This window comes from Vibrio sp. D417a (assembly GCF_030248595.1).
GTDB lineage: Bacteria > Pseudomonadota > Gammaproteobacteria > Enterobacterales > Vibrionaceae > Vibrio > Vibrio alginolyticus.
Genome location: NZ_JAHGAM010000001.1, coordinates 413,051 through 434,119, shown reverse-complemented (window position 1 = coordinate 434,119; position 21,069 = coordinate 413,051). Strand labels below are relative to the sequence as shown.

Annotated in this window: 12 protein-coding genes; 2 read left to right on the top strand and 10 right to left on the bottom strand. The window is 44.3% G+C overall.

Annotation, left to right across the window (positions count from 1 at the left end):
- Positions 1-25: 25 nt before the first annotated feature.
- The 8 genes from tssA to KI742_RS01900 all read right to left on the bottom strand — a co-directional run bounded on the left by tssA (position 26) and on the right by KI742_RS01900 (position 10,303).
- Positions 26-1,600 carry a type VI secretion system protein TssA gene (gene tssA, locus KI742_RS01935; protein ID WP_137282738.1) on the bottom strand — a complete coding sequence of 525 codons (1,575 nt, stop codon included), beginning with the start codon at positions 1,598-1,600 and terminating at the stop codon, positions 26-28.
- Positions 1,587-3,587, bottom strand: coding sequence for a protein kinase (locus KI742_RS01930; protein WP_017633758.1), 2,001 nt, complete (start codon positions 3,585-3,587; stop codon positions 1,587-1,589). The genes tssA and KI742_RS01930 overlap by 14 nt, the downstream gene beginning before the upstream one ends.
- 237 nt (positions 3,588-3,824) lie before the next feature.
- On the bottom strand, positions 3,825-4,769 hold the full coding sequence (locus KI742_RS01925; RefSeq protein WP_213866790.1) for a hypothetical protein: 945 nt from the start codon (positions 4,767-4,769) through the stop codon (positions 3,825-3,827).
- Positions 4,762-5,754 (bottom strand): DUF2169 domain-containing protein, encoded by a 993-nt coding sequence (locus KI742_RS01920; protein ID WP_005386096.1) that lies wholly within the window; start codon positions 5,752-5,754, stop codon positions 4,762-4,764. Before KI742_RS01920 ends, KI742_RS01925 begins: the two co-directional genes overlap by 8 nt.
- Positions 5,735-7,054, bottom strand: coding sequence for a hypothetical protein (locus KI742_RS01915; RefSeq protein WP_154204261.1), 1,320 nt, complete (start codon positions 7,052-7,054; stop codon positions 5,735-5,737). The genes KI742_RS01920 and KI742_RS01915 overlap by 20 nt, the downstream gene beginning before the upstream one ends.
- 94 nt (positions 7,055-7,148) lie before the next feature.
- Entirely contained in the window at positions 7,149-7,631 is a 483-nt protein-coding gene (locus KI742_RS01910; protein ID WP_025767908.1) for a hypothetical protein, read from the bottom strand.
- A 2-nt stretch (positions 7,632-7,633) separates the two neighbouring features.
- The gene (gene tssI, locus KI742_RS01905) at positions 7,634-9,712 is read right to left on the bottom strand and encodes a type VI secretion system tip protein VgrG (RefSeq protein WP_005373412.1); all 2,079 of its coding nucleotides are present in this window, start codon (positions 9,710-9,712) and stop codon (positions 7,634-7,636) included.
- 72 nt (positions 9,713-9,784) lie between these two features.
- The gene (locus KI742_RS01900) at positions 9,785-10,303 is read right to left on the bottom strand and encodes an Hcp family type VI secretion system effector (protein ID WP_005373415.1); all 519 of its coding nucleotides are present in this window, start codon (positions 10,301-10,303) and stop codon (positions 9,785-9,787) included.
- 456 nt (positions 10,304-10,759) lie between these two features.
- On the opposite strand from KI742_RS01900, the gene tssH reads away from it, so the two are divergent.
- Positions 10,760-13,438: a type VI secretion system ATPase TssH gene (gene tssH / locus KI742_RS01895; RefSeq protein ID WP_285385015.1), complete on the top strand. Its 2,679-nt coding sequence runs from the start codon at positions 10,760-10,762 to the stop codon at positions 13,436-13,438.
- On the top strand, positions 13,425-15,056 hold the full coding sequence (locus tag KI742_RS01890) for a sigma-54-dependent Fis family transcriptional regulator (protein WP_213866791.1): 1,632 nt from the start codon (positions 13,425-13,427) through the stop codon (positions 15,054-15,056). The genes tssH and KI742_RS01890 overlap by 14 nt, the downstream gene beginning before the upstream one ends.
- A 79-nt stretch (positions 15,057-15,135) precedes the next feature.
- Here the strand turns inward: KI742_RS01890 and KI742_RS01885 are convergent, their stop codons facing one another.
- Both KI742_RS01885 and KI742_RS01880 read right to left on the bottom strand, forming a co-directional pair.
- Positions 15,136-19,881, bottom strand: a complete 4,746-nt coding sequence (locus KI742_RS01885) for an OmpA family protein (RefSeq protein ID WP_213866792.1) — start codon at positions 19,879-19,881, stop codon at positions 15,136-15,138.
- Positions 19,878-21,005, bottom strand: coding sequence for a hypothetical protein (locus KI742_RS01880; protein ID WP_054577785.1), 1,128 nt, complete (start codon positions 21,003-21,005; stop codon positions 19,878-19,880). The genes KI742_RS01885 and KI742_RS01880 overlap by 4 nt, the downstream gene beginning before the upstream one ends.
- Positions 21,006-21,069: the final 64 nt, after the last annotated feature.

The window sequence follows — 21,069 nt, the reverse complement described above, 5'->3', positions numbered from 1 at the left end:
ATTCGTTCCTTATCTAACTCTTTAATTAGTCGTAAATTGCTTTCCACTCTTCATACTTCTCAGGTAAAAGATCCTTGCTTCCAAATAACCGATGGAGTGTTTTTCGAATTAGGTCTTCTAACTGTGACGATAAGTGGGGTTCCCAGCTCGCGAGATTAAACGCTTTTTGTACTTCCCACCCCTTCTCAAGATACGGCAAACACAACGGGTATAATCCAACAGACTGGTAAGCTGCTATCAATTGTAAATACAGCATGAACTGCCCACGTCCCGAGCTATCCAGCTCAAGTTTACGGGCAAGCTCTGCGGCACATTCCCCTAGATTTTCTAGAGTGATATCCTCCATTGGCAGCGAGTCTTCCTGCGAAATCACAACCGTTTGAACAACGGGTTGAGAAGTCGAAGAAGTAGTATCTTGAGTCGATAACCAGCTCAAGGTCGCTTCATCTGCAAATGGTATAGAATTCTTAAATGAGAGGTGCTCTATGCCCTCTAGTGAGTCAACAAAACGCGTCACTTCTTGTTTCACAGCAAGCGCTGCATCATCAAAACCCAAGTTATTAAGCATCGAATACACGAAGTAATGGCCCGTCAGCCAAAACGGCGCATCCGTTAATGTGCGCTCCAAACGCTTAATGGTGTCGATGTCGCTTTCTTGGTCAGCTTTATCTCGGTATTCTGCTTGTTGATCGGACGACACTGCCAAGCTCAAAGGCGTTTGATTATTTTGGTGGTCGGGTAGACCATCAATGTCATCCCAAGTCAGATGACGATAAATCCGGTAAGCCAGCGGATCACTTGGGTTCGCATGAAGCATGACTTCCGCAACCTTCTTCAAGGTGCGCTTAGAAGCCGTCGGCGAAGAGAAGTCCGTATCGACATCGACTTCTTTTGCTACCGCTTTCTTAACTGGCGCAGGTTTAGGGGCCGGCGGAACCGCCTTCACCGGTGCGGTTTGCACTTCACTCTGCGCTGGCGTTTCTGCGGCAGCAGGCTGCGTAGCTGGTGCAGGCGCCGCTTGTTCGACGTTAACGACTGCATCATCGCTCTGCTCATCAGCCGCCGCTTGTTGAGATAAAACATTGAGTTGAGTGCGAATCTCAAAGAAATCCGCTTCTGAGTCTTGATAAACCTCGTCGTATTGACGCTGCACTTCTTCAATAGTCGAAATGCAGTTTGATACCAAATCCCATGACTGAGCGCTTTCCGCTAACTTGCTGCTGACCAGTTTAAACTGATGGTTCAACCATTCGACCGCGCCATCTCGACCCCGCTTTCGGGAAGGATACAATTCAACGCCAAAGCGACTTAACGCCTCACTAAGCAGCTTTAGACCTTGTTCAAAGCCTTGCAGACCAAACTCTTCTGTTAGCGCGCGAACGAGGTAACAAATGGCTTTTAAGTCTTTGCTGTGGTGCTCTAGAACTTCGGTCGCGTGCGTTTTTACCACGCTCCAATCTACTGTTTCGCCAAACAAGGAACCGAATTTCTTCACTTCGGACTCCATCATTTCATAGCAAAACTCGTAACGGGCATCGTTTCCCACTGGAGATTCATCAGAAATAGGATTAAGCAGACGATCGATATCAATGTTGGACAAAATTCACGTCTCCTTCAGTCAAGTAATCTCTCAACGCACGCGCTACCGCAATTGCGCCATTTGCTGGCTTAGATAATCGATGGCTCTGCTCTATCGCATCCGACGCCATGCTATCTAGAATTTTCGTGATTTCTGTAAATTTACTTGGTGCATTCCGTTCTAAATCGGCAAGGGATTCATGTAGCTTTTGTTTGTCGTAAACGGATTGCTCCATCACGGTGCTAAACAAAATAAATTCGCTTCTTGCGACGATTAAATCCTTTATTTTTTTGTCTAGTTCTGGCGTATTACCGAAGTAGGCTTTGGCTAATTCAGCTTCTTCAATTGCTTTGGTGTAAAAGTGCGCCTCTGCATGTTTATCGATGGAGTCATTAATATTTTCCATCACAGCCTTTGGTAAGATTTGGTTGTAGAAATAGGCTTGTGACTGGTTTAATAACCATGCCTCTTTCATTTCATTTTCTGCGAGCTTAGCTTCACCATCTAAAATTAAGCGAGCAATCTGCTTATCTCGACTGCCAGCTATGGCAGATACTTTCATGGAATCGATAGACGCGACATTTAATCCAGACATCACTTTAGTCAACGCCTCATCCGCATATGGAAACAGGGCACCGTCACGAACAAGGGTTTCTCGCAAGGTGACAAGCTCTTTACGTAATTCGACTAATGCCATTGGTAAGCCATCCGCTAACGATTGATACGACGTTAACTGAGCCTGTTTTTCTTCATATAAATTCGAGAGGCTTAACTGCTGAGCTTGATATGCTGTTCGATAAGCTACTGTCATATCAATACTCTGAGTAGCTTGAGACAATTCTTCTTTGATTTTCCATGGAGGCTGAGCCAAAAAAGAAGCCGTTTCAGAGGGCGTAATAACGTGAGTTACAGTAGTGACACCTCGGGAAAAAATGGCATCCAATTGATCTTTATTCTGTTGATACAAATAACTTCCTGCTGTTGCCAGCACACTCAACACTAAGCTCGCCTCTAATATTTTAAAGCGACCATACGCCGTTTTATCATTTGGCTTACAGTGTGTAAGCAGCAAGTCCGCGTTACGCAAGCTACTGAAAATTGGTGCGTTAGAATTTGAGCTAATTGATTGCGTATCGATTCGCGCTAACTGTTGAGCAAAAGAAATAGCGGTATAGCCATGCCCTCTTGGTTTGTTGATGACTTCTTTCAGCAATTTCCAAATATGAGCTGGGATCAAAGCCGGACGCTTTCGATCTTTTAACTGCTTATTCCAAGCATCACCAAATATTGATCCTAAAAATAGGTGTCCAGCGAGCAAAGCGAGAGAGTAAACATCATCTTGCGGTTCCGCGATGCCAGTTTCTATATAAAGAGGGGAAGCGTAGCTCAAGCTTGCTTCTGCGTAAGGTTCTGTCTCTCCAATGTAACGAGCAGCGCCGAAATCAATGAGCTTAACGTAATCGCCTTCACTCACTAATACGTTAGATGGTTTAATATCAAGATGGCAGATACCTCTTGTATGCATAAACTCTAGAGCGCCAGCGAGTTGATACACCAACCAAGCGATGTGGTCGTGGCGGAAGCCTTTAGAAGAATGACGCTCCATTTTTTCTGCCAGTGATTCACCTTGGATCCACTCGTACATCAAATATGGGCGTTCGAATTCGTTGCCGATTTTTACAAAGTTAGCCACGCTAGGGTGTTGAGAAAGCTCCAGCCTGCTCGCTTCGTTAATCAACATTTTGCTCGCAAATTCTGGCGAGTCATCATTGATAACTTTGCAACAGATTTGCTTCTCTGGCTGCCCTTTTTTTGCAAGATGGTAAACCGTTGTCTTACCATTTTTAGAAGGAAGCTTGTCTAATACATCAAACTGTGAAAAAAGCACGTACTCAAGCTTCGGCTTATTTTTTTCTGCTAGCCTTTGCTCATTCAGTTTCTTTTTCTCAATAGCTTTAACAACCAACTGATCGATATATCCTTTGGCTGTACTCTGATTATTAGACACTTAGTACTCTTTCATAGAATAAATATTATTAGAGTTGAATAATATTTTCTTGAACGTACTTGTATCAAGGTTGGTATTTAAAACAAACAGTAAGCCTATTATTTTAGTTATTATTACTAACTTATTAGACCTTTTTACTTACGCTTTCACTGCATGAGTTATACGCTTTTTCGTGTTACAAACTTCAACCTAATAATATGAGTATATTTTCATTGCCATTTGATCGATGAGTGCCCACTAACATTGCAGTAATTGGAGAACTCCTTTGTCACCATGAAAGTCGAACATTAACAACGTAGTTGGTTGCTTAAAGTGGTGCTCTCTGACCGCAAAGGCAATTAAAGCGAGAGAAGAACAACTGCCCATTGTGCCCCACAACTCATTGATAAGCTGCGGTTGTTCTGGGTTCGTGAATCGTTCTGCTTTAGCCCCCAGAGCAAAACCGTAATCTTCCGAATGCATGCGCAGGTTCGTCATATCGGAATACACTTCACCAAATAAATCGAGCTTTTTACTCGCACGTTGAACAAGTCGAAACATGCCTCTTCGGTCTGAAGTGTTTAATTCCGTATCAATGTAGCCAAGCTGCGCTTGAGGCTTAAGTTTCAATGTTTCTACGGTATTTCTTCGACAAAGAATTAAACCCGCCCCACCCTCACTCGGAATAACGCCCCATGGATTATTGGTACTCATTACCATCGCATCGTCGATGAGTGTTTGCATCGAACTCACCAAGGAATCGACACTGATACACATCATAGCATCATATTTATCCAATGATTTCATGGCCTGGAGAACGAAACTAGGCCCACTGGCATGAACAGCATTCACCACAGAGAGAAATTCAGCATAGTTACTTTCACCAAGCCATTCTTGCACCTTTACTAGTGAAACAGACGCAGGCACCGCTATAAGCAAAGGTATTGGTCTCAATGAACGTGGTAACTGTGCTAACAATGAATTAAGCAAGTGGGTGATTAACTCACACGTTTTCTCAAACTGCTCACTTTCTTTGGTGTATTCGATTTTGGCGTAAGTAAAACGCTCGATACCATCATCCCCTACACATTGGTCGAATCTTCCTAAGTCAGCATACGAAACTGCAGTAGCAATATCTAAATTCATACCGGTTGGCGTCATCACTTCCATCCCTAGCACGTAACGGCCTGTTGAATTATGCATGCTCGCTTACCTCTTCCAACTTAGTGATGGATGTCGACACCAACAAATGCTCCTTGCCCTGACAAGGAAACGCAGCGGTGTAACTGATTGATATAGTTTTCTTTTCCGCATCAACGAATAAGGTGTACATCGCCATATCAGCTTGATAACTTTGATCTTTGAACGTCGCGATCGCACGGTATTTTTCTTTAGGAATTCGAAATGAAAGCGTGTCATCATGACAAAAGCCACTCATCATCAAACGCTCCCCCCCACGAAGGAATCCTTTGCACTGTTGATCAATAGGCGCGCTTTGGAAGAACCGCTTATCAAAATCGAGTGGCAACATTGGCTTGCGATTCTCAATCCAATCGTCATCGAACGTGCCGGCCAGCTTCTGGCGCGACTCAAAGAACGGAGGCACTGGCCCGAACCCCGCAACGCGTAGTTTTTTCGCGGCGGCACTCCAGTCCTCTCGGGGATAAAAAATCGAGGGTACTTTCTGTTCAAGCAATTCTTTGTTGGAGTCGGCAACCCCACCACCTATTCGGTTACGTAAATCACCGCCTACCGCGCAAGTGTAATCAATGTCTTTTTCAATAAATGGGACTGGATTGCTCAGCGTGATACTGCCAGCATGCTCAACCCATACGCGTTCCCCGTGAATAGCGAGAGTCTTATCGATATGACCATCAATCAGCACACGACACTCTTGGTATGTCACTGGCTTTTTCGCGTAGCTGCGCGCTTTGCCGTAAACAAGTACATCTGTGTTGTCTTTGGTATACGCGAACTCGTGGTCAACTTTCATCGCAGAGAAACCTTCTTCGCCCAAATATTGGGGATCATCGAAGATTTCACTTTCACCTAATTCGTGCCAAACCACACCATCGAATTGCCAAGTACGTTTAGCGACCACAACCCACACTTCATCGCCGTTTTCGTCACGTTGAAAACGACCTTTAAGTGATAGCTCAGGGTGCGCTTCAATATCCCATAACTGCATTGCTATTCCTTAAGTTGAATCGTTCGCTCGCAGAAGGTGCGGCCTTTAAATTGTTGAAGTTCCAGTCTTGCTGATGTATCGGCATCGCCATATCCCAAGGCACGTAGGCTCTGGATTGAATGCAGATTTGGCGCCATAGCCAGTCGCGGAACAGCACATCAACGTTAGAATCTTGCATCGCAGCTAACGTAGACTCGAAGCTCAATGCGTAACCCAAGCGGCTTGGTAGATTTTGGATATATTTTTCATCTTCCACCCACTCATTGAGCAGATCGACGATCTCTTCCCATTCATACTCGACACCAACATCTTGCGGATTCAGAGGAAGAAGCTTTCCGTAGACGACATACAAGGCTTGAAGCCAAATTTCACCTTCAGCTTCCTCCAGACTTTCCAAGTGCTCGATGATTTGAGGCACCAGTTTCCAATCGCCACTCAGCGCAAAATCAACAGGTGCTAATGAAGAAGAGATATCAAACGCCTCAAACTCTTTTAACTCAAGCAACTTGGCATAAGTAAGCACTTGCGCTGATGGTAATCCATTTGGTTCGATGCCAAAGCTCTGACGGAACCAAGTGCCTCTGTCACGTTTGGTAATCAAACGTTCAAATAGGTATTGTTCGCTGCCTGCATTGTCATTAAGCCAATCAATCCCCTCTTTCACGTCTTGTAAAGCGAGCAGTGGCAAAGCAACTTGAGAGCTAATGATGCTGGCTTTGTGCCAGCGCTTGATGAGAGAAACACTTAATGTTTGACGTACACGTAAGCATTCAAAGTAAAACGCACTGGATGTCGCATTACCCTCAATAAGCTCCGAAAGCGTGCTATCCATAGATTCAACCGGAGATTGTACGGCAATGACCATTGCGGTTTTAGCGTCAATATCTTCGAATAAACTCAATCCGCACAAAAGGTTATCCAACTCTGAGCCCAACTCGCCCTGTAGCATCAGCCAGCTGTAGATTTCTGGCTCCTGGCCTCTTAACTGATGAATCAACCCCGGTGCTAGCCGATAAAACGACAAGTACACCTGCTTCAGTTCTTCAATTTGGCGTTCGATCAGCTTGAGATACGCCAACTCACGACTTGGATAACCCCTTTTGTGAATTTGAACTCGCTGCCTGATTAAAAACCCGATACTTTCAGAAGCAATGGACAGCTTTTCATTACAGAAATCTAGCCATGTTACTGGCAACTGGGAAAGGTCATTCACAGCGCGATCAGCTTTTGCTAACGCGCCTTCGACTTCTTGATTGGTTATGGGTGCCTTTAGGTGCTCGACACCGATTCTTTGTCGCATCTAGTTATCCGTTATTAGCGTGCCATAACGCGATTGCAATTAGTTAATACAAAGTAATTAGCTAACTCGACGTAAATTAGCTAATGCTAGGTAATTAGTTAATTGCGATCGTTCCGCCTTGAATTTTTTGTGCTTTTTCTGCTTGAGAAGTGACGTACTTCGCTTTAGTGGTAATTCGTCCATCGCGCCCGCTATAGCGAGTTTCTGTCTCACCACTTTTGACTACCAACTCTTGTTCTGTCTCGATAACCATCTTCTTCGCTCGCAATACAAACTCGTCAGAGTCATCCAGAATGGAGAAGAAAATGTCCGTCACAAGAGGCAAGCTTAAGTCGTCGTTCAAAAATTCAACTCGACAACTTAATCGATTATCGATAGCCATTTGCAGCTCAGAACGACGAAAGCCACGTCCTAGTCTCGCAGTGAGTGGCTGCTTAAATGGGTTACCATCAAAATCAACTCGCACACTGCCCGTAGACTCATTGATAGCCACTATTCTTCCAAAACGCGAAAAGCAAGCCGTTGATTCGGCTTGCTGCTCTGATATTACTTCTGTTGTAAGAGGTTGTTTTTCCATTGTTAGTTAACCACTACGTTGCCACCTTTCACGACGACTTTGTCACTGCCTTCGATCGTAATAGCCGAGCCTGATAACTTTATTGAACCATCACTGTTCATCACTAAAGAGGAACCACCCGTTTTCAATACAATCTTGTCGCCACTGATAATTTGCGTTGCACCATCAGCTTTATAAGCGGTGTTCCCTTTCACTGATACCGTTAAGTTGCCACCAACCGTCTGGTTATCATCCGCACCAATATCTGAACTCTTAGACGCACCGATAGTAAGGTTACTGTTTTCGCCAATATCTAAGTCATCATTTTTACCGATCTTAGTCGTACGGTTATCACCAATTTCTAAGTCAGAATTGTTTTTCACATACTGGGCTTCGTTCGCGTTGTATGTAACGGTAACGTCTTGCTCGACTGTCTCCGTAAACGTACTGTTTACCTGTGTCGTTTTATGCCCATGAATGGTTTCTTTATGGTCACCATGAACTTCATTCGTTTGGTGACGTGCAACCTTCAAGAATTCATCTTGACCGATATCACGGTAACGGTTGTTGAGCACCTTGGTCGACATGTCTTTTTGAGCGTGAATATAGACTTCTTCTTGGTTCGCTTCGTCTTCAAAACTCAACTCGTTGTAACCTGTTCCTTTGTGCGTTTGCGTGCGGAACGTGGTACGAGTTTTGTTTTCTGGCAAAGAGTACGGTGGGAAATGCAAACCGTTGTAAACTGCGCCCGTAACTAACGGACGATCTGGGTCCCCCTCAAGGAAAGTTACTACGACTTCGTGGCCAATACGCGGCAAATAAACTGCGCCCCATGTTGGCGCCGCCATGGATTGGCTTACACGAATCCAACAGCTTGAATGCTCGTTGTTATCACCGTAGCGATCCCAATGGAACTGTACTTTCACTCGACCAAGCTTGTCGGTGTAAATCTCTTCACCTTCTGGTCCTACAACGACCGCAGTTTGAGGGCCATCCACTACTGGTGCTGCTAGTTTAGGCGCTTTAAACACCACATCACGTGGAATACACGAGAACTGGTTGTAGTAAGTGGTTGGCATACCACTCGCTTCATCTTCATGCACTTGCGGATCTTGACCTGTGTGCATTACAGACAACATAAGGTAATCGCGGTTAATCTCAGAACGCGGGTGGTCACTGACGTTAAAGCTGTAACCAGATGCTAAGCGCATTACGTCACTCGTTGCTTCCACTTGTTGATTATCGACTATGTGTTCCGACATCCACTCCGTGGTTCTCACCTGACCCATCAGCGGGTCAACGTATCGTCCAGGATAATCAAACTGCTTGAGATCTTGGTCTAGCTCGCCAGCCTGTGTCATCTCTTGTGGAATTTTAGGGTGTTCGTAGTTGTAATCTGTGTACGTAACCTGTCCTGTTCTAACGCGGTTAACTAACTCGAGATCAGAGATATGTTCGCGATCGGCAACACCGCCACCATCGGCATGATAAACAATCGGCCCAATGTAAGAAGCATTTAGTGGCGAGCTTATCAAAGGTGCAATCGCGTCATTACTGTCGACAATGACCATCGTATGATTTGAATCGCTATGGTCAAAGTAATACCACATACCGTGTTCAGCCATCATACGCTGCACGAAGTGCAAGTCAGACTCACGGTATTGCAGAACGTATTCTTTTGGAGGATAAGTACCCGACACTTCAAATCGGTAATCGGTGACTGCCCCATCATCGAGTACTTCTGTGATGATGTCTTGCGCTGACTTTTGCTGGAAAATACGACAATCTTGGCGCTGAGATAAGAACCAAGCTTGAGGAACCAAGACTAATTGATAACGAGAAAAACGACGTCCAGTTCCTAAGTAACGCACTTCATTCACCACGCCGTTGAACACACGCGCAGCCCCAACACCTTGTCCGTAAAGTGTCAATGTTCCTGCTTTACGTATTAACTCATCGAACGAGATATCTGGATCAAGTGAAAGTAATGAGAGATTGATGTGGAAAGGCTTAGATAACTCTTCATGAACATGAAAGCTCTCGACCCGAAATTCATGCCCACATCCAGGCACTTCAAATTTAAATTCTACGTCATTCACCATATCTTTTACCTGATACAAATAATCGAATTAGGGCCAACAATCGTTGGCCCTGAATCTTTACGCGACGAGCAATTAAGCTTCGCGTGGAGCACGCCAGTCGTCGTTACCCGCAGTACCACAGTTTTCGTGAGTTACTTCGATCGCACGGTAAGTGAACTTAAGCACTTCTTCTGTCACGCGGTCAGCTGTTGCTGCGTCTTGACAGTGGTTCATACGAGTTTGGATATCGACAAGTAGCGCATCAATCAATTTGATTGAGTAGTAGTGCTCTTGTTTACCTTGAACTGAAGTGCGGTAGAAGCGGATCACACACTCAGGAAGTTTTTCGCCAGATACTAGTGCGTTGAATAGTAGTGGAGATGAGCGATCTTGAACTTTAGTTACAACAAGTGGACGGTGTACACGTTGACCAGTTGGCTGACCACTTTGTGGATCACGTGGAACAGTTAGCACGTGATCAAGTTCTTGTACTAGGAACTCATCAACATGAGCTTCTTGCCATGTGTTACCTACTGAATCTGCAGAGTAAGTATCTTTAGTAATATGGCCTTGAGTCTCACCTTGGATAGACATATATGCTGGAGTTGGCATCGCTATTTCCTTTTCTAAAATCTGTTTTGTTTAAATCACCAAATCGCTTATCACCGCGACTACTTGGTATAATCAAAGTCCGTGCCAACTTTAAAAACACAATAAAAACAACAACTTATACAAATTAAGGCATTATTCACTAATATCTTGAGTACAATTTATTGGATAAAAAACCAAAAAGTTGGATTAAGATAATAATAAATTGTTCTAACTTTAAAAAGTGAAAATAACCATATAAAACTGTGTAAATAAAGTCATTAAAACTAATAAATCCGACACTTTTACTATCAATTAATTTAGAATAACAACGCCATTAAAATAACCACAAACATTAATGTCACAATAATCATTAAAAATAACCAACAAACGATAGTCAAAATATCTTGATAAAAAAAGAACGCAATCACTTTTAGTATAATAGCCGCTACCTCTTTTCCTCTAAAGAATAAAATGGCTATGATAAATATAAACCTTTCTTCATTAATTCAGCGTCTACACCCGATTGCAAAAGTAGCATTAGAAGACGCCGCTGCACTTGCAGTCTCTGAAAAAGCAAACGAAGTTCAAATTGAGCATTATTTACTGAGTCTATTAGAAAGGCCAAATAGTGATTTTGACGTCTTATTAAGTCATTTTGATTGTTCTGAGAACTTATTAAGACAATCGGTTCGATCCACACTCGACACCAACGCCAAAGGAAATGGCAGCAAACCTGTTTTTTCTGCTTTATTAATCGAATGGTTGCAAGAAAGCTGGCTGGTTTCTTCTTTAGATCTATCCGAAACACAAATCCGCTCTGGTGCCTTACTCCTTACTCTTGTTAGCAACCCTCTCCGTTACGGCCAACATGGTTACGCCTCTATCCTTGAAGCGGTAAACCCTGACAGCCTTAAGCGTAACTTTGCAGAGCTAACAAGCCACTCTATTGAGGCGCAAGTTGCTACTTCAGAGAAAACACAAGCTCGTGAGGATGGCTCAGCACTGAGCAAGTTCACGACAGACTTCACTGGTAAAGCACGCAAAGGCGAAATCGATCCTGTTTTCTGCCGCGACCAAGAAATCCGCCAAATCGTGGACATTCTTGCTCGTCGCCGTAAAAACAACCCTATTGCTGTTGGTGAACCGGGCGTTGGTAAAACCGCAGTAGTAGAAGGTTTGGCACTTAAGATTGTACAAGGTGACGTACCAGACAACCTCAAAGGTGTTGAGCTTTACGGCCTGGACATGGGTCTTCTGCAAGCTGGTGCAAGCGTAAAAGGCGAATTCGAAAAACGCCTAAACGCAGTATTGGATGAAGTGAAAAACTCACCAACTCCAATCATTCTATTCATCGATGAAGCACACACCCTTGTTGGCGGTGGTAACCAAGCGGGCGGCAGCGACGCGGCAAACTTGCTAAAACCAGCCCTAGCGCGTGGTGAAGTGAAAACCATCGCTGCGACAACATGGTCGGAATACAAGAAGCACTTCGAGAAAGATCCTGCCCTTGCACGTCGTTTCCAATTGGTGAAACTCGACGAACCGTCTCCTGAGCAAGCAGCATTGATCATTCGTGGTCTGCGCCCAGCATACGAGAAGTCACATAACGTTTACGTGCGTGACGATGCTATCACTGCTGCGGCAGCGCTTTCTGCTCGTTACATCTCTGGCCGTCAACTGCCAGACAAAGCGATCGATGTACTAGATACGGCGTGTGCACGAGTGAACATCAGCCTTAATGCCATTCCTGCTTCTGTTGAGACTCTGCAGCAAGAACTTGCAGCTCAACAGCGCGAGCTAGAAGCTCTTGAGCGTGACGCTCTGCAGCAAACTGGCGACAAGCACAGCCTTGCTAACATTCCAGACCTAAAACTGGCAATGGAAACAACGAAAGAAGAGCTAGCAGAACAAGAAGCGCAATGGCACAAAGAAAAAGAGCAGATCCAAGAGATGATTGCTCTACGCTCTCGCTTACATGAACTGGTCTTTGGCGAAACAAATGAAGAAGAGCTTGTTGCAGACGAAGATTCAGAACAAGAGCAAGACGTTTCTCCATATGCAGAAATGGATGAAGAAGCCGTTCGCATTGCCATTTCGGCCTGCCAAGAACAACTAGATGTAATCCGCAATGGCAACCCACTGGTTCACTTTGAAGTGGGCCCAGATGAAGTCAGCCATGTGATCTCGGACTGGACTGGTATTCCAATGGGTAAGATGCTTCAAGACGAAGCAGAAACCACGCTAAAACTGAAAGAAAGCCTAACACAAAGCATCAAAGGCCAAGAATACGCTATCGATGCACTGTCTGAAGGCATTCAAACTGCGAAAGCTGGTCTAGGTAACCCAGACGCACCAACAGGCGTATTCCTGCTAGTTGGCCCAAGTGGTGTGGGTAAAACCGAAACGGCTCGTGCGATCGCTGATCAAATGTTTGGTGGTGAGCGCTTTATGACGACCATTAACATGTCTGAGTTCCAAGAGAAGCACACGGTATCACGCCTAATTGGTTCACCTCCGGGTTACGTAGGTTACGGTGAAGGCGGCATGCTGACAGAAGCGGTTCGTCAACGTCCATATTCTGTTGTTCTTCTTGATGAAGTGGAAAAAGCCGACCCTGAAGTGTTGAACCTGTTCTACCAAGTGTTCGACAAAGGCACGCTGAACGACGGCGAAGGCCGCACAATCGACTTCAAGAACACGCTGATCATCATGACCAGTAACCTTGCGACGCACGAGATTGAATCTTTGGTTCATCAATCCAAAGACATCGATGCGAACATCATCGCAGAAGCTATTCGCCCTACTTTGAACCAACACTTCAAGCCGGCGCTGTTGGCACGTATGTCAGTACTACCATTTGTTCCGCTGTCTGATGAAGCAATGACAGAAATTATTCACCACAAGCTGAACAAAGTTTCTCAGCGTCTACAGAGCCATCACAAGTTGTCCCTGAGCTACGAAGAAAGCTTAGTTGAGTTCGTACTAGGTAACTGCCGCCTTGCTGAAACGGGCGCGCGTAACATCGACGCAGTCATCAACCGTCAGTTGCTGCCGCAACTATCGACTCAGCTATTAGTGCATGACAAGGATGATTCACATACGCAAATCGAAGTGTCTGTCGATGAGCAAGGAACACTAACCTATGCGTTCAGCTAACCATAGCGAACTTAGTAACGCCCTACTTGCGATCAGTCAGTCTTTGGCTGATCGCAGCCAGCTTACCCAAACGTTGGATGCTGTGTTGACCGCTGCGAGACAAATGACCCTCGCAAAGCACGGCATCATTTACGTTTTGGACCAGACTGGGCAGGCGTTGATTCCAAGTACCGCTCACCATAACGATAAAACTATCGTTTCCCACCCTTGGGAAGCATTACAGTTAGACTCAGCCAGTGAGAACGATCCATTTAACTTTGCCATTCGTAATGGTGAAGTGGTGTTGATTAACGAGTTGTATAAGTACAACGGCTATGACTGCGAAAGCATCTATCAAACTGAGCAGACACTGGGATTAAAAAGCGAGAACTTACTGGCTTGGCCTTTGATTGATAGCGAAAGCAAAACCATTGGGCTGTTAGTCTTACTCGATTTAAGTGTTATCGACAATGAAACTGCATTGACTGAGTTTTGTCGTATGGCCGCGAGTAATATTCGCCAAGCTGTGTGGTTAGAGCAATACGGGCAAGTGATTAAAAATCTCAATGCCGACAATCAAGCCCTAGTGCGCGAGAACACTCAGCTCAAAAAACGTACCCAAAAAACCTATCAGGGTCCTATTGCAGAGAGCGAAGAAATGCTCAATGTTTTGAATCGTCTTGATAAGGTGTTATCTCTCCCTGTCGACGTTCTATTGCGTGGTGAAACGGGAGCCGGTAAAGAAGTGATCGCGAAATACATTCACGAAAACTCTAACCGTTCAGAAAAGCCTTTGATCGTACAGAACTGTGCCGCAATCCCAGAGCAGTTATTAGAGTCGGAACTCTTTGGCCATAAAAAAGGCTCATTCACTGGCGCGGACAAAGACAAAGTCGGCCTGTTTGAAGCAGCCAACGGCGGCACGCTATTCCTGGATGAGATTGGCGATATGCCAATGCTACTACAAGCCAAGTTACTGCGTGTACTGCAAGAGCGTAAAGTTCGCCCAATCGGCACTAGCAAAGAGATTGAAGTGGACGTTCGCGTTATCGCCGCAACCCACTGTAATCTTATGCAGCAAATCAAAGATGGCGGATTCCGTGCCGATTTGTTCTATCGTTTGAATGTGTTCCCTATTACATTACCACCATTGAGAGCACGCAAGTCGGATATTATTCCCCTTGCCGAACATTTCGTGCAACACACAACCAACACGCTAGGTCTGCCGCAAGCGCCAGGGTTAAGTGCCAACGTACGTAAACAGCTCCTTGCCTACCAATACCCAGGGAACGTGCGTGAGCTTAAGAACATCATTGAGCGCTCGGTGCTACTGTCCGATTTTGAAACCATTACTCACATTGAGTTTGGCGAACAAATCCCAGAAGATGTGCCAAATATCGACATGAAAGTAGCTTCACCTACCCCAGAGCAACCTGCTTACGAGCAGCAAGCACAAGCGGATTTAGAAGACGTTTCAAAGAGCCTTAAGGACGTTGTCAGCCAATACGAGCGTACAGTGATCATCGATTGCTTAAATGCCTGCAATTGGCACACCAAGAAAGCCGCTGAGCAATTGGCGCTTCCAATGAGCACTCTCAACCATAAGATGAAGAAATACGATATTTCTGCAGCGGGTTGATGGGGGTTAAAAAGAAACTTCTAAATTCAGTATGAAGTCATAAGAAAAGAAAAACCGCCCGAAGGCGGTTTTTTTGCATCTAGGAAGGGTTATCAAGTGACTTTTCCAAGGGCTTGGGTGCTTGAGTTACCGCAGGTTGTTTCTCAATCCAATCTTTCAACCATTTCTTGCGTTGAGATTCGTTATACTGCTTCCAAGTTTCAGCCGCAGACTTGTCTACGCCTTCCTCTGTCGACTCTTTCTCAATTAACCAAGGCATATCACTAAAGAAATTACCAGCCAAAGCACTATCCGCATTTAAAGAAGGAATAGAAATTACAGCATCACGACCAATATCATAGTCATCAGCTCCATTTAATCCGACTTGTTTTAGATGAGCAACCGAAAGCTCCAAGTTCGCTTTACCACCAATTACACCACCAAACGGTCTTAGACCTTTTAACCTAACTCCCGTTGGTGCAACATATTCCAAGTTAAACCTCATGCAGTACATCGTATAGTTTTTGCTCTTAGATAGTTCATTCTCTTTAGTGAGACTACCTACAGCTTCACCTATAAACTCACTCATGGCATCAACTTGTTCTCGATGGTTTTCTGAAATAGATTCAGTAAACATCCACTCTTCGTTTTTATGAGCAAACTCACCAATATGATACATATCGGTGAAGTAAAGAGGACCTTTAACTGGCTTGCCATCATTTCCGTCGAGCGCCAGTTGAATACACATATTCACTGCTTCCCACGGCATACCCAAACGTTCATAAAGTGCTTTTTCATGACTCTCACCCAAAATCAGTACATAAATACTGGCAGGATCGTCTTTCTTTTTGTTTCCCCATGAGAAACCATCACGCCAGATATTATCAGCCGATTGGTACCACTTTCTTTCACTGAAAAAGTTCAAACCAGACGCTTTGGTGTCTATAGCCACCACTTGCTGTTTAATGCCATGAAGTATAGGGATGGTATTTTTGTCTCCCTCACTTGCCATTAAGGTAAAGCTCTCTACCATAAGGTCCTGTTCACGTAGACGCAGTTGCTGCTCTCCCAAATAGGTATCAAGCAAAACCAGTCTAGTTTCTGTACTTAAAGCGCCAATTTGCAACTCATCTTCAGCATCATCAAACTTCTGCCCCAGACTGTACTCTTGTGGTAAGTAAAAACTATGTTGCCCTTGATTCGTTCTAATTCCCAAGCAGTAACGCATATTTTGGAAGCCTCCGCCTTTTACATAGCGCTTAAAGGAATCCGCTTCTGCAAAATAGTCGCTTGGCTGACCAGATATCGCTGCTCCGGAAACTGCCATACTGAACATTGCATCAGAGAACATTAGCTTTGCTTTAGAGGTCATTGGTTTCATACCGTCGATCATCACATCACCAAAGCGGAATGAGGGAATATGCTCAATAGCAATCAACGTAGCGCCGTCATCAATCCCCTGTTGCTTGTAAAAAGCACTTATTCGCCCATCAGGATCTGCTTTGAAGTCACTAACCTTCATTGGCAGCATCCAGTCACTGAAAGCTGGACCTTTAATATTTTCGAGCCCGTCGACGCGATCATAGCCAATAGTAACTGGCTTCGCATACTTGTGTTCTTTTTTAAGTATCAACTGCACTTTCACTTTATCGTATGGACCTAGGCGACTGCTGCTAGATTGCTGAATCCAACTATCATATGACATCCATTCTGGTTCATCACTTTCAGTATAACGAGCTGACTGAACTAGTATTCGACAATAGCCGATTTCATCTTTCTTTAACTCACTTCCTTGCGGGTTAAATGACTCGGTAAAGTTATCAAACATCGTTTCATTTGGGTGTTCAAACAACATGGTTTGTATCGGGAAGATTTGATTAAATGCACCTGACGCTTTAAAGCTATCCCTGTTTTCGGTTATAGAGAGATGAGAAACTTTGCTATTAGTTGTTATTGGAGCAGGCCAATGCTGCGCACCTTGTGGCATCTTTGTCGATAATTCGGTGTAGTACTCGTTATCACAACGGTTCTTCCAGTTAGCCGCTAAGGTGTTTCCTTTGATCGTATGTACAGACCAATCATCGCTCAAAATGTAGTTCTCAATGTATTTCTTCACCTTGTAACGCTCAACCAAAAACCTAAACGAGATATTAGAATTCCGTTTGGTTTGAGATCCTAGGTCAGCGAGTAATAACACTAAGCCATTAATAGCAAGCGCTCGTAGTTGGTAGCGTTTTAACACCTCCTTACGAACTTCTTCGCTCTCAAGGTGAGTAATGAGTTCCTGATAAGACCTACATTCAATACCTACATCTACCTTACTGCGTCGCAAATCGTTAAGTAACTCGATATGTATTTTTGCCAGCCTTTCAAGCTCACTGACAACCTCATGGCTTTGCTTTAACTCTTCTAGGAAGGAGTCCAACATTAAACTATCAATCACTTTCACCGCAGATATTGCAGTCTTTGACCCCTCTATGGCAAGCATAAACCCTCTTGCCGCAGGAGCTATAGCAGGAATATAGGAAGCGACGTCAACGACACTGTCAAAAATCGCCATTCGCAGTGCGACTTCTGCTTTATCTTGCGCAACCATCTCAGCTTCTAGAGCAAGCCTAGAGCGTTCCATTGCATGCGAGCCATAGCGACTGGGATGAAAGAATATGTTCAGGGATTGCAGGTAAATACGGATTACAACCCGACGGTTTTGTCTTAGATTAGGGTTGTTGCGGTCGACTTTTTCACCTTGTTTGGGAACATAGACAGGTTTACTTTCACCAAAAGCGGCTACCGAAACACGACCTTCAAAAACAGGGAACTCCTTCATGAGCAGTTTTTTCGCATATTCTGCGCGCTCTGCCGAGACCTGCATATTTGCTTTCTCGGTACCGACTTGGCAAGCATGCCCTTCTATCTCTACTCTAAGGTTTGGCTCATTCTCTAAAACGTTAGCAAGAGAAGCAGCAAGCTGTTTAAATATAGGTGCATGATCCTTTAACTCTTTTTCACGCGAGTTAAAGGCAAATTCTATTTTTATTCCTGCGCCTCTAGAGCTATTTACGAGAATGGCGTCAATCTGATTGCCAGATTGATCACGCGCATCTTTTAAAGCCTGTTCTAGTTTTTCTTCTTGGATATGGTTAGCTGTCTTCCAAACTGGAATTTGAGCAAGGTAGTCTTTTGTAACTTCTTCTGTTCCTTGCTCTGCTTTATCAACCTTTTTATTTTGATTAACCAGCTGTTTAGCTTTTTTATACAAACTAAGTGCTGTCAATCCCGTTCCGAAGCCATTAAAACCAACGGTTTTACCACCAGAAAGCCAAGCTTCCGCAACTCGCCCGGCAACCACACGTCGGTTACCCAGACGTGATTCTAAAGAAAGTGCTAGTGCGCTTGACCGAGCTTCATTGGTGTTAAAAACCTTATCGTGAAATAGCGCCTTCCAACCAACACCCGCGATAGCTGGAGTGTGGAGTTCCTGCAACTTATCAAGCGCTTCTTTCGTACTGTAAATACCGTAATACAATTCGCCTGCCGCTTTCATCGCAGGCGGCATCTCGGACTTAACTGCATCCCAATACAGTTTCGAGACGTTATTAAACACCGCTTGGCGGCCATCACGGTCTAAAGTGTCTTGCAAGCTACCGCTCAGCAGCCCTGCTCCTAGCTGAGCAGACACATCTCGGATATTCTTGAGTAACGCAATACTCCTTGAAGCTGGCGTATTGGCTGTTACACCTTGTACATTACCGTGAAGGTAATGTTTCATATTTCCAAAGTACTGAGGGTATTGATAAATCAAGGATTCCTCAAGGGAGATCATATCGCCACTGACAATGGCAAATTTCCCTAACGGAGTGCTTGAAGAAAAGGTAATCTGTTCACGTAGCTCGTAAGTGTAGACTGTATCTAAGCCTTCAGAAAATTGCTGAATATGAGCGTCTTTAATGAACTGTGGAACACCATTTTTCATCTGGCTTGGAATAAATTCGACACGGATACTGTATAAGCCTTCTTTAAAATCAGCAGGATCAACGTGAAACATCGCGCATGGATATTGCTTAGCATTTTCTTCTGAAAGCTCATCTTCAGGTAATGCCGCTTGTACTGAAGAGCCTATCGTTTTGTATTCCCCACCTTCTTTGGTTGAGTCAAACTTTTGCAAAGTAACCGTCGCACTTTCATAGCCTTGATCAGAAAAAACCACCGCGCAACTCGCCACAACAGGTAAAACGAAGCCTTTTAGTGTCTCTCCCGATTCACTTACATCTTCATACCACTTATTATATTCTGCCTGTTCTTCGCTGAGCCCCCCGTTCGCAGCTGGTTCGTAAGGCTTAGCCAATTGTTCAATGCTGACCTCTGTCAAGGTGAGTTTTGCTTCGCTGTTTTCCAACTGGCTACTCAACTCTGCAACTTTTGTAGCTAACTCTTTGGGGTTTAACTCAGAAAGTGAAGCTATTAAAGGCAAGGGCGGAAAGCGGAAAGTGAAGGTCTGCTCACCCTCTTTGGGTAGATCCCTACCTAACGCATGAATTGTGTGCTCTGGTGTCAGGACCTCAAAAGCCCCATATTGATCGGGCTTTCCGTTACCCAGTGAACATAACTTAAATTTATGGTCGGTAGCCCAAAGCTTAGGGCTATCGCTATCAGTGACGTTAAGCATCGGCACTTTCGCTAAAGGGCGAATATTAGCGATTTGTTTTCTTACCAAGCTTTCCTCTGAATGCCAAGATGGGAATTCAGTTGTTTTAGTTTGAGAGTTAAATTCCCCCTCATAATAAACACCAAACAAATAGTAATTTGCACACAAAGGTATCGCGTTACTGGTATCATGAGTGCTCACAGTTCATCCCCTTTAACAAAATCACCATTGTTGGCAAAGGCGTTGTAAAGAGAAGAGTTACTGGCACTATGGCCCGTCCCTATTTGCTCCCATTTTAAATAAGAACCAAATTCTTTATTTTCTTTTAGTTTACTGAGGATGGCCCGCGCCGCTCCATCCCGAGCATAATTCGCATCTTTACTCAAAATTTCAAAATAGCGCAGTTTACCTACCGCTCGCGGTACAATTTCTTCTTGTTGAAATGAATCCTGCTCGATATCAATTAGATAACGAAACTTCCTACTTTCACCCCAAGCGTACTTACCGTCTGGACTAATACTACGTTTGTTAAACTTATAATCACCCAGATTTTGTTCATCAGGATTAATTCCCGTGCTAAAGAGAAATTCGTCTTTTGCCTCATCATAAACTGCAACGCCAAAGTCGTTTAGTACGTATCTTTTTCCTTTTTGAATCACGGAATACTCATTAAACTCTGTGTCTACTTGCTGTTTGTCGCCTGTCGCTAAGGTGTACTTCCAGTCTTTAAACTTGTCTACGTAGTAAAGGTAGCTGCTGTCTTCTGCCCATAGAAACTCAGGGTAGCCACGTGAACGACCTAGTTCAATATACTCACCCGTCTTAAGATCTTTAATTACTTTAAACATCCCTTCTGAGGCCGAATAGGCCAAAGCCAAGTAGCGATTATTTGGAGAGACACGCATTAGACGAACTTTGCCAACAAACTCATCTGCGACCAGACGCAAGTCCGTCCCATCCGTTTTGATACTCCACACTTTATCCCTTTGATCATAGTGGTCTTTTGCTTCATTTCGGGCATTATCCCAACGGAACACTACACGTGGTAAATCATAAGAGCTTTCATTGGTGAGATCTTCACGTGGCCATTCTTTAGCTTTAAAAATAAAGTGTTTAGGTTTACCCGTCTCTTTGTCATAAATAACGTAATTGTTTTCTGTAATATAAACACGACCATCTTCCCACTGTTGAGCATTTTTTTCTGCGATTCGGTCTTGAACCGTCTGAGGTTTTGGCGCGTGTTGTTCTGGTTCCTTGGCCGATTCTTGATTACAGCCAGATAAGACCGCTAAAGTAATCAAGCATAATGTATGACGTAGATTCATCTTATATTCTCTTCGTTATCTTTCTCGATCGCGTTTAATAGTGTGACAACGCAACCCGAATAAG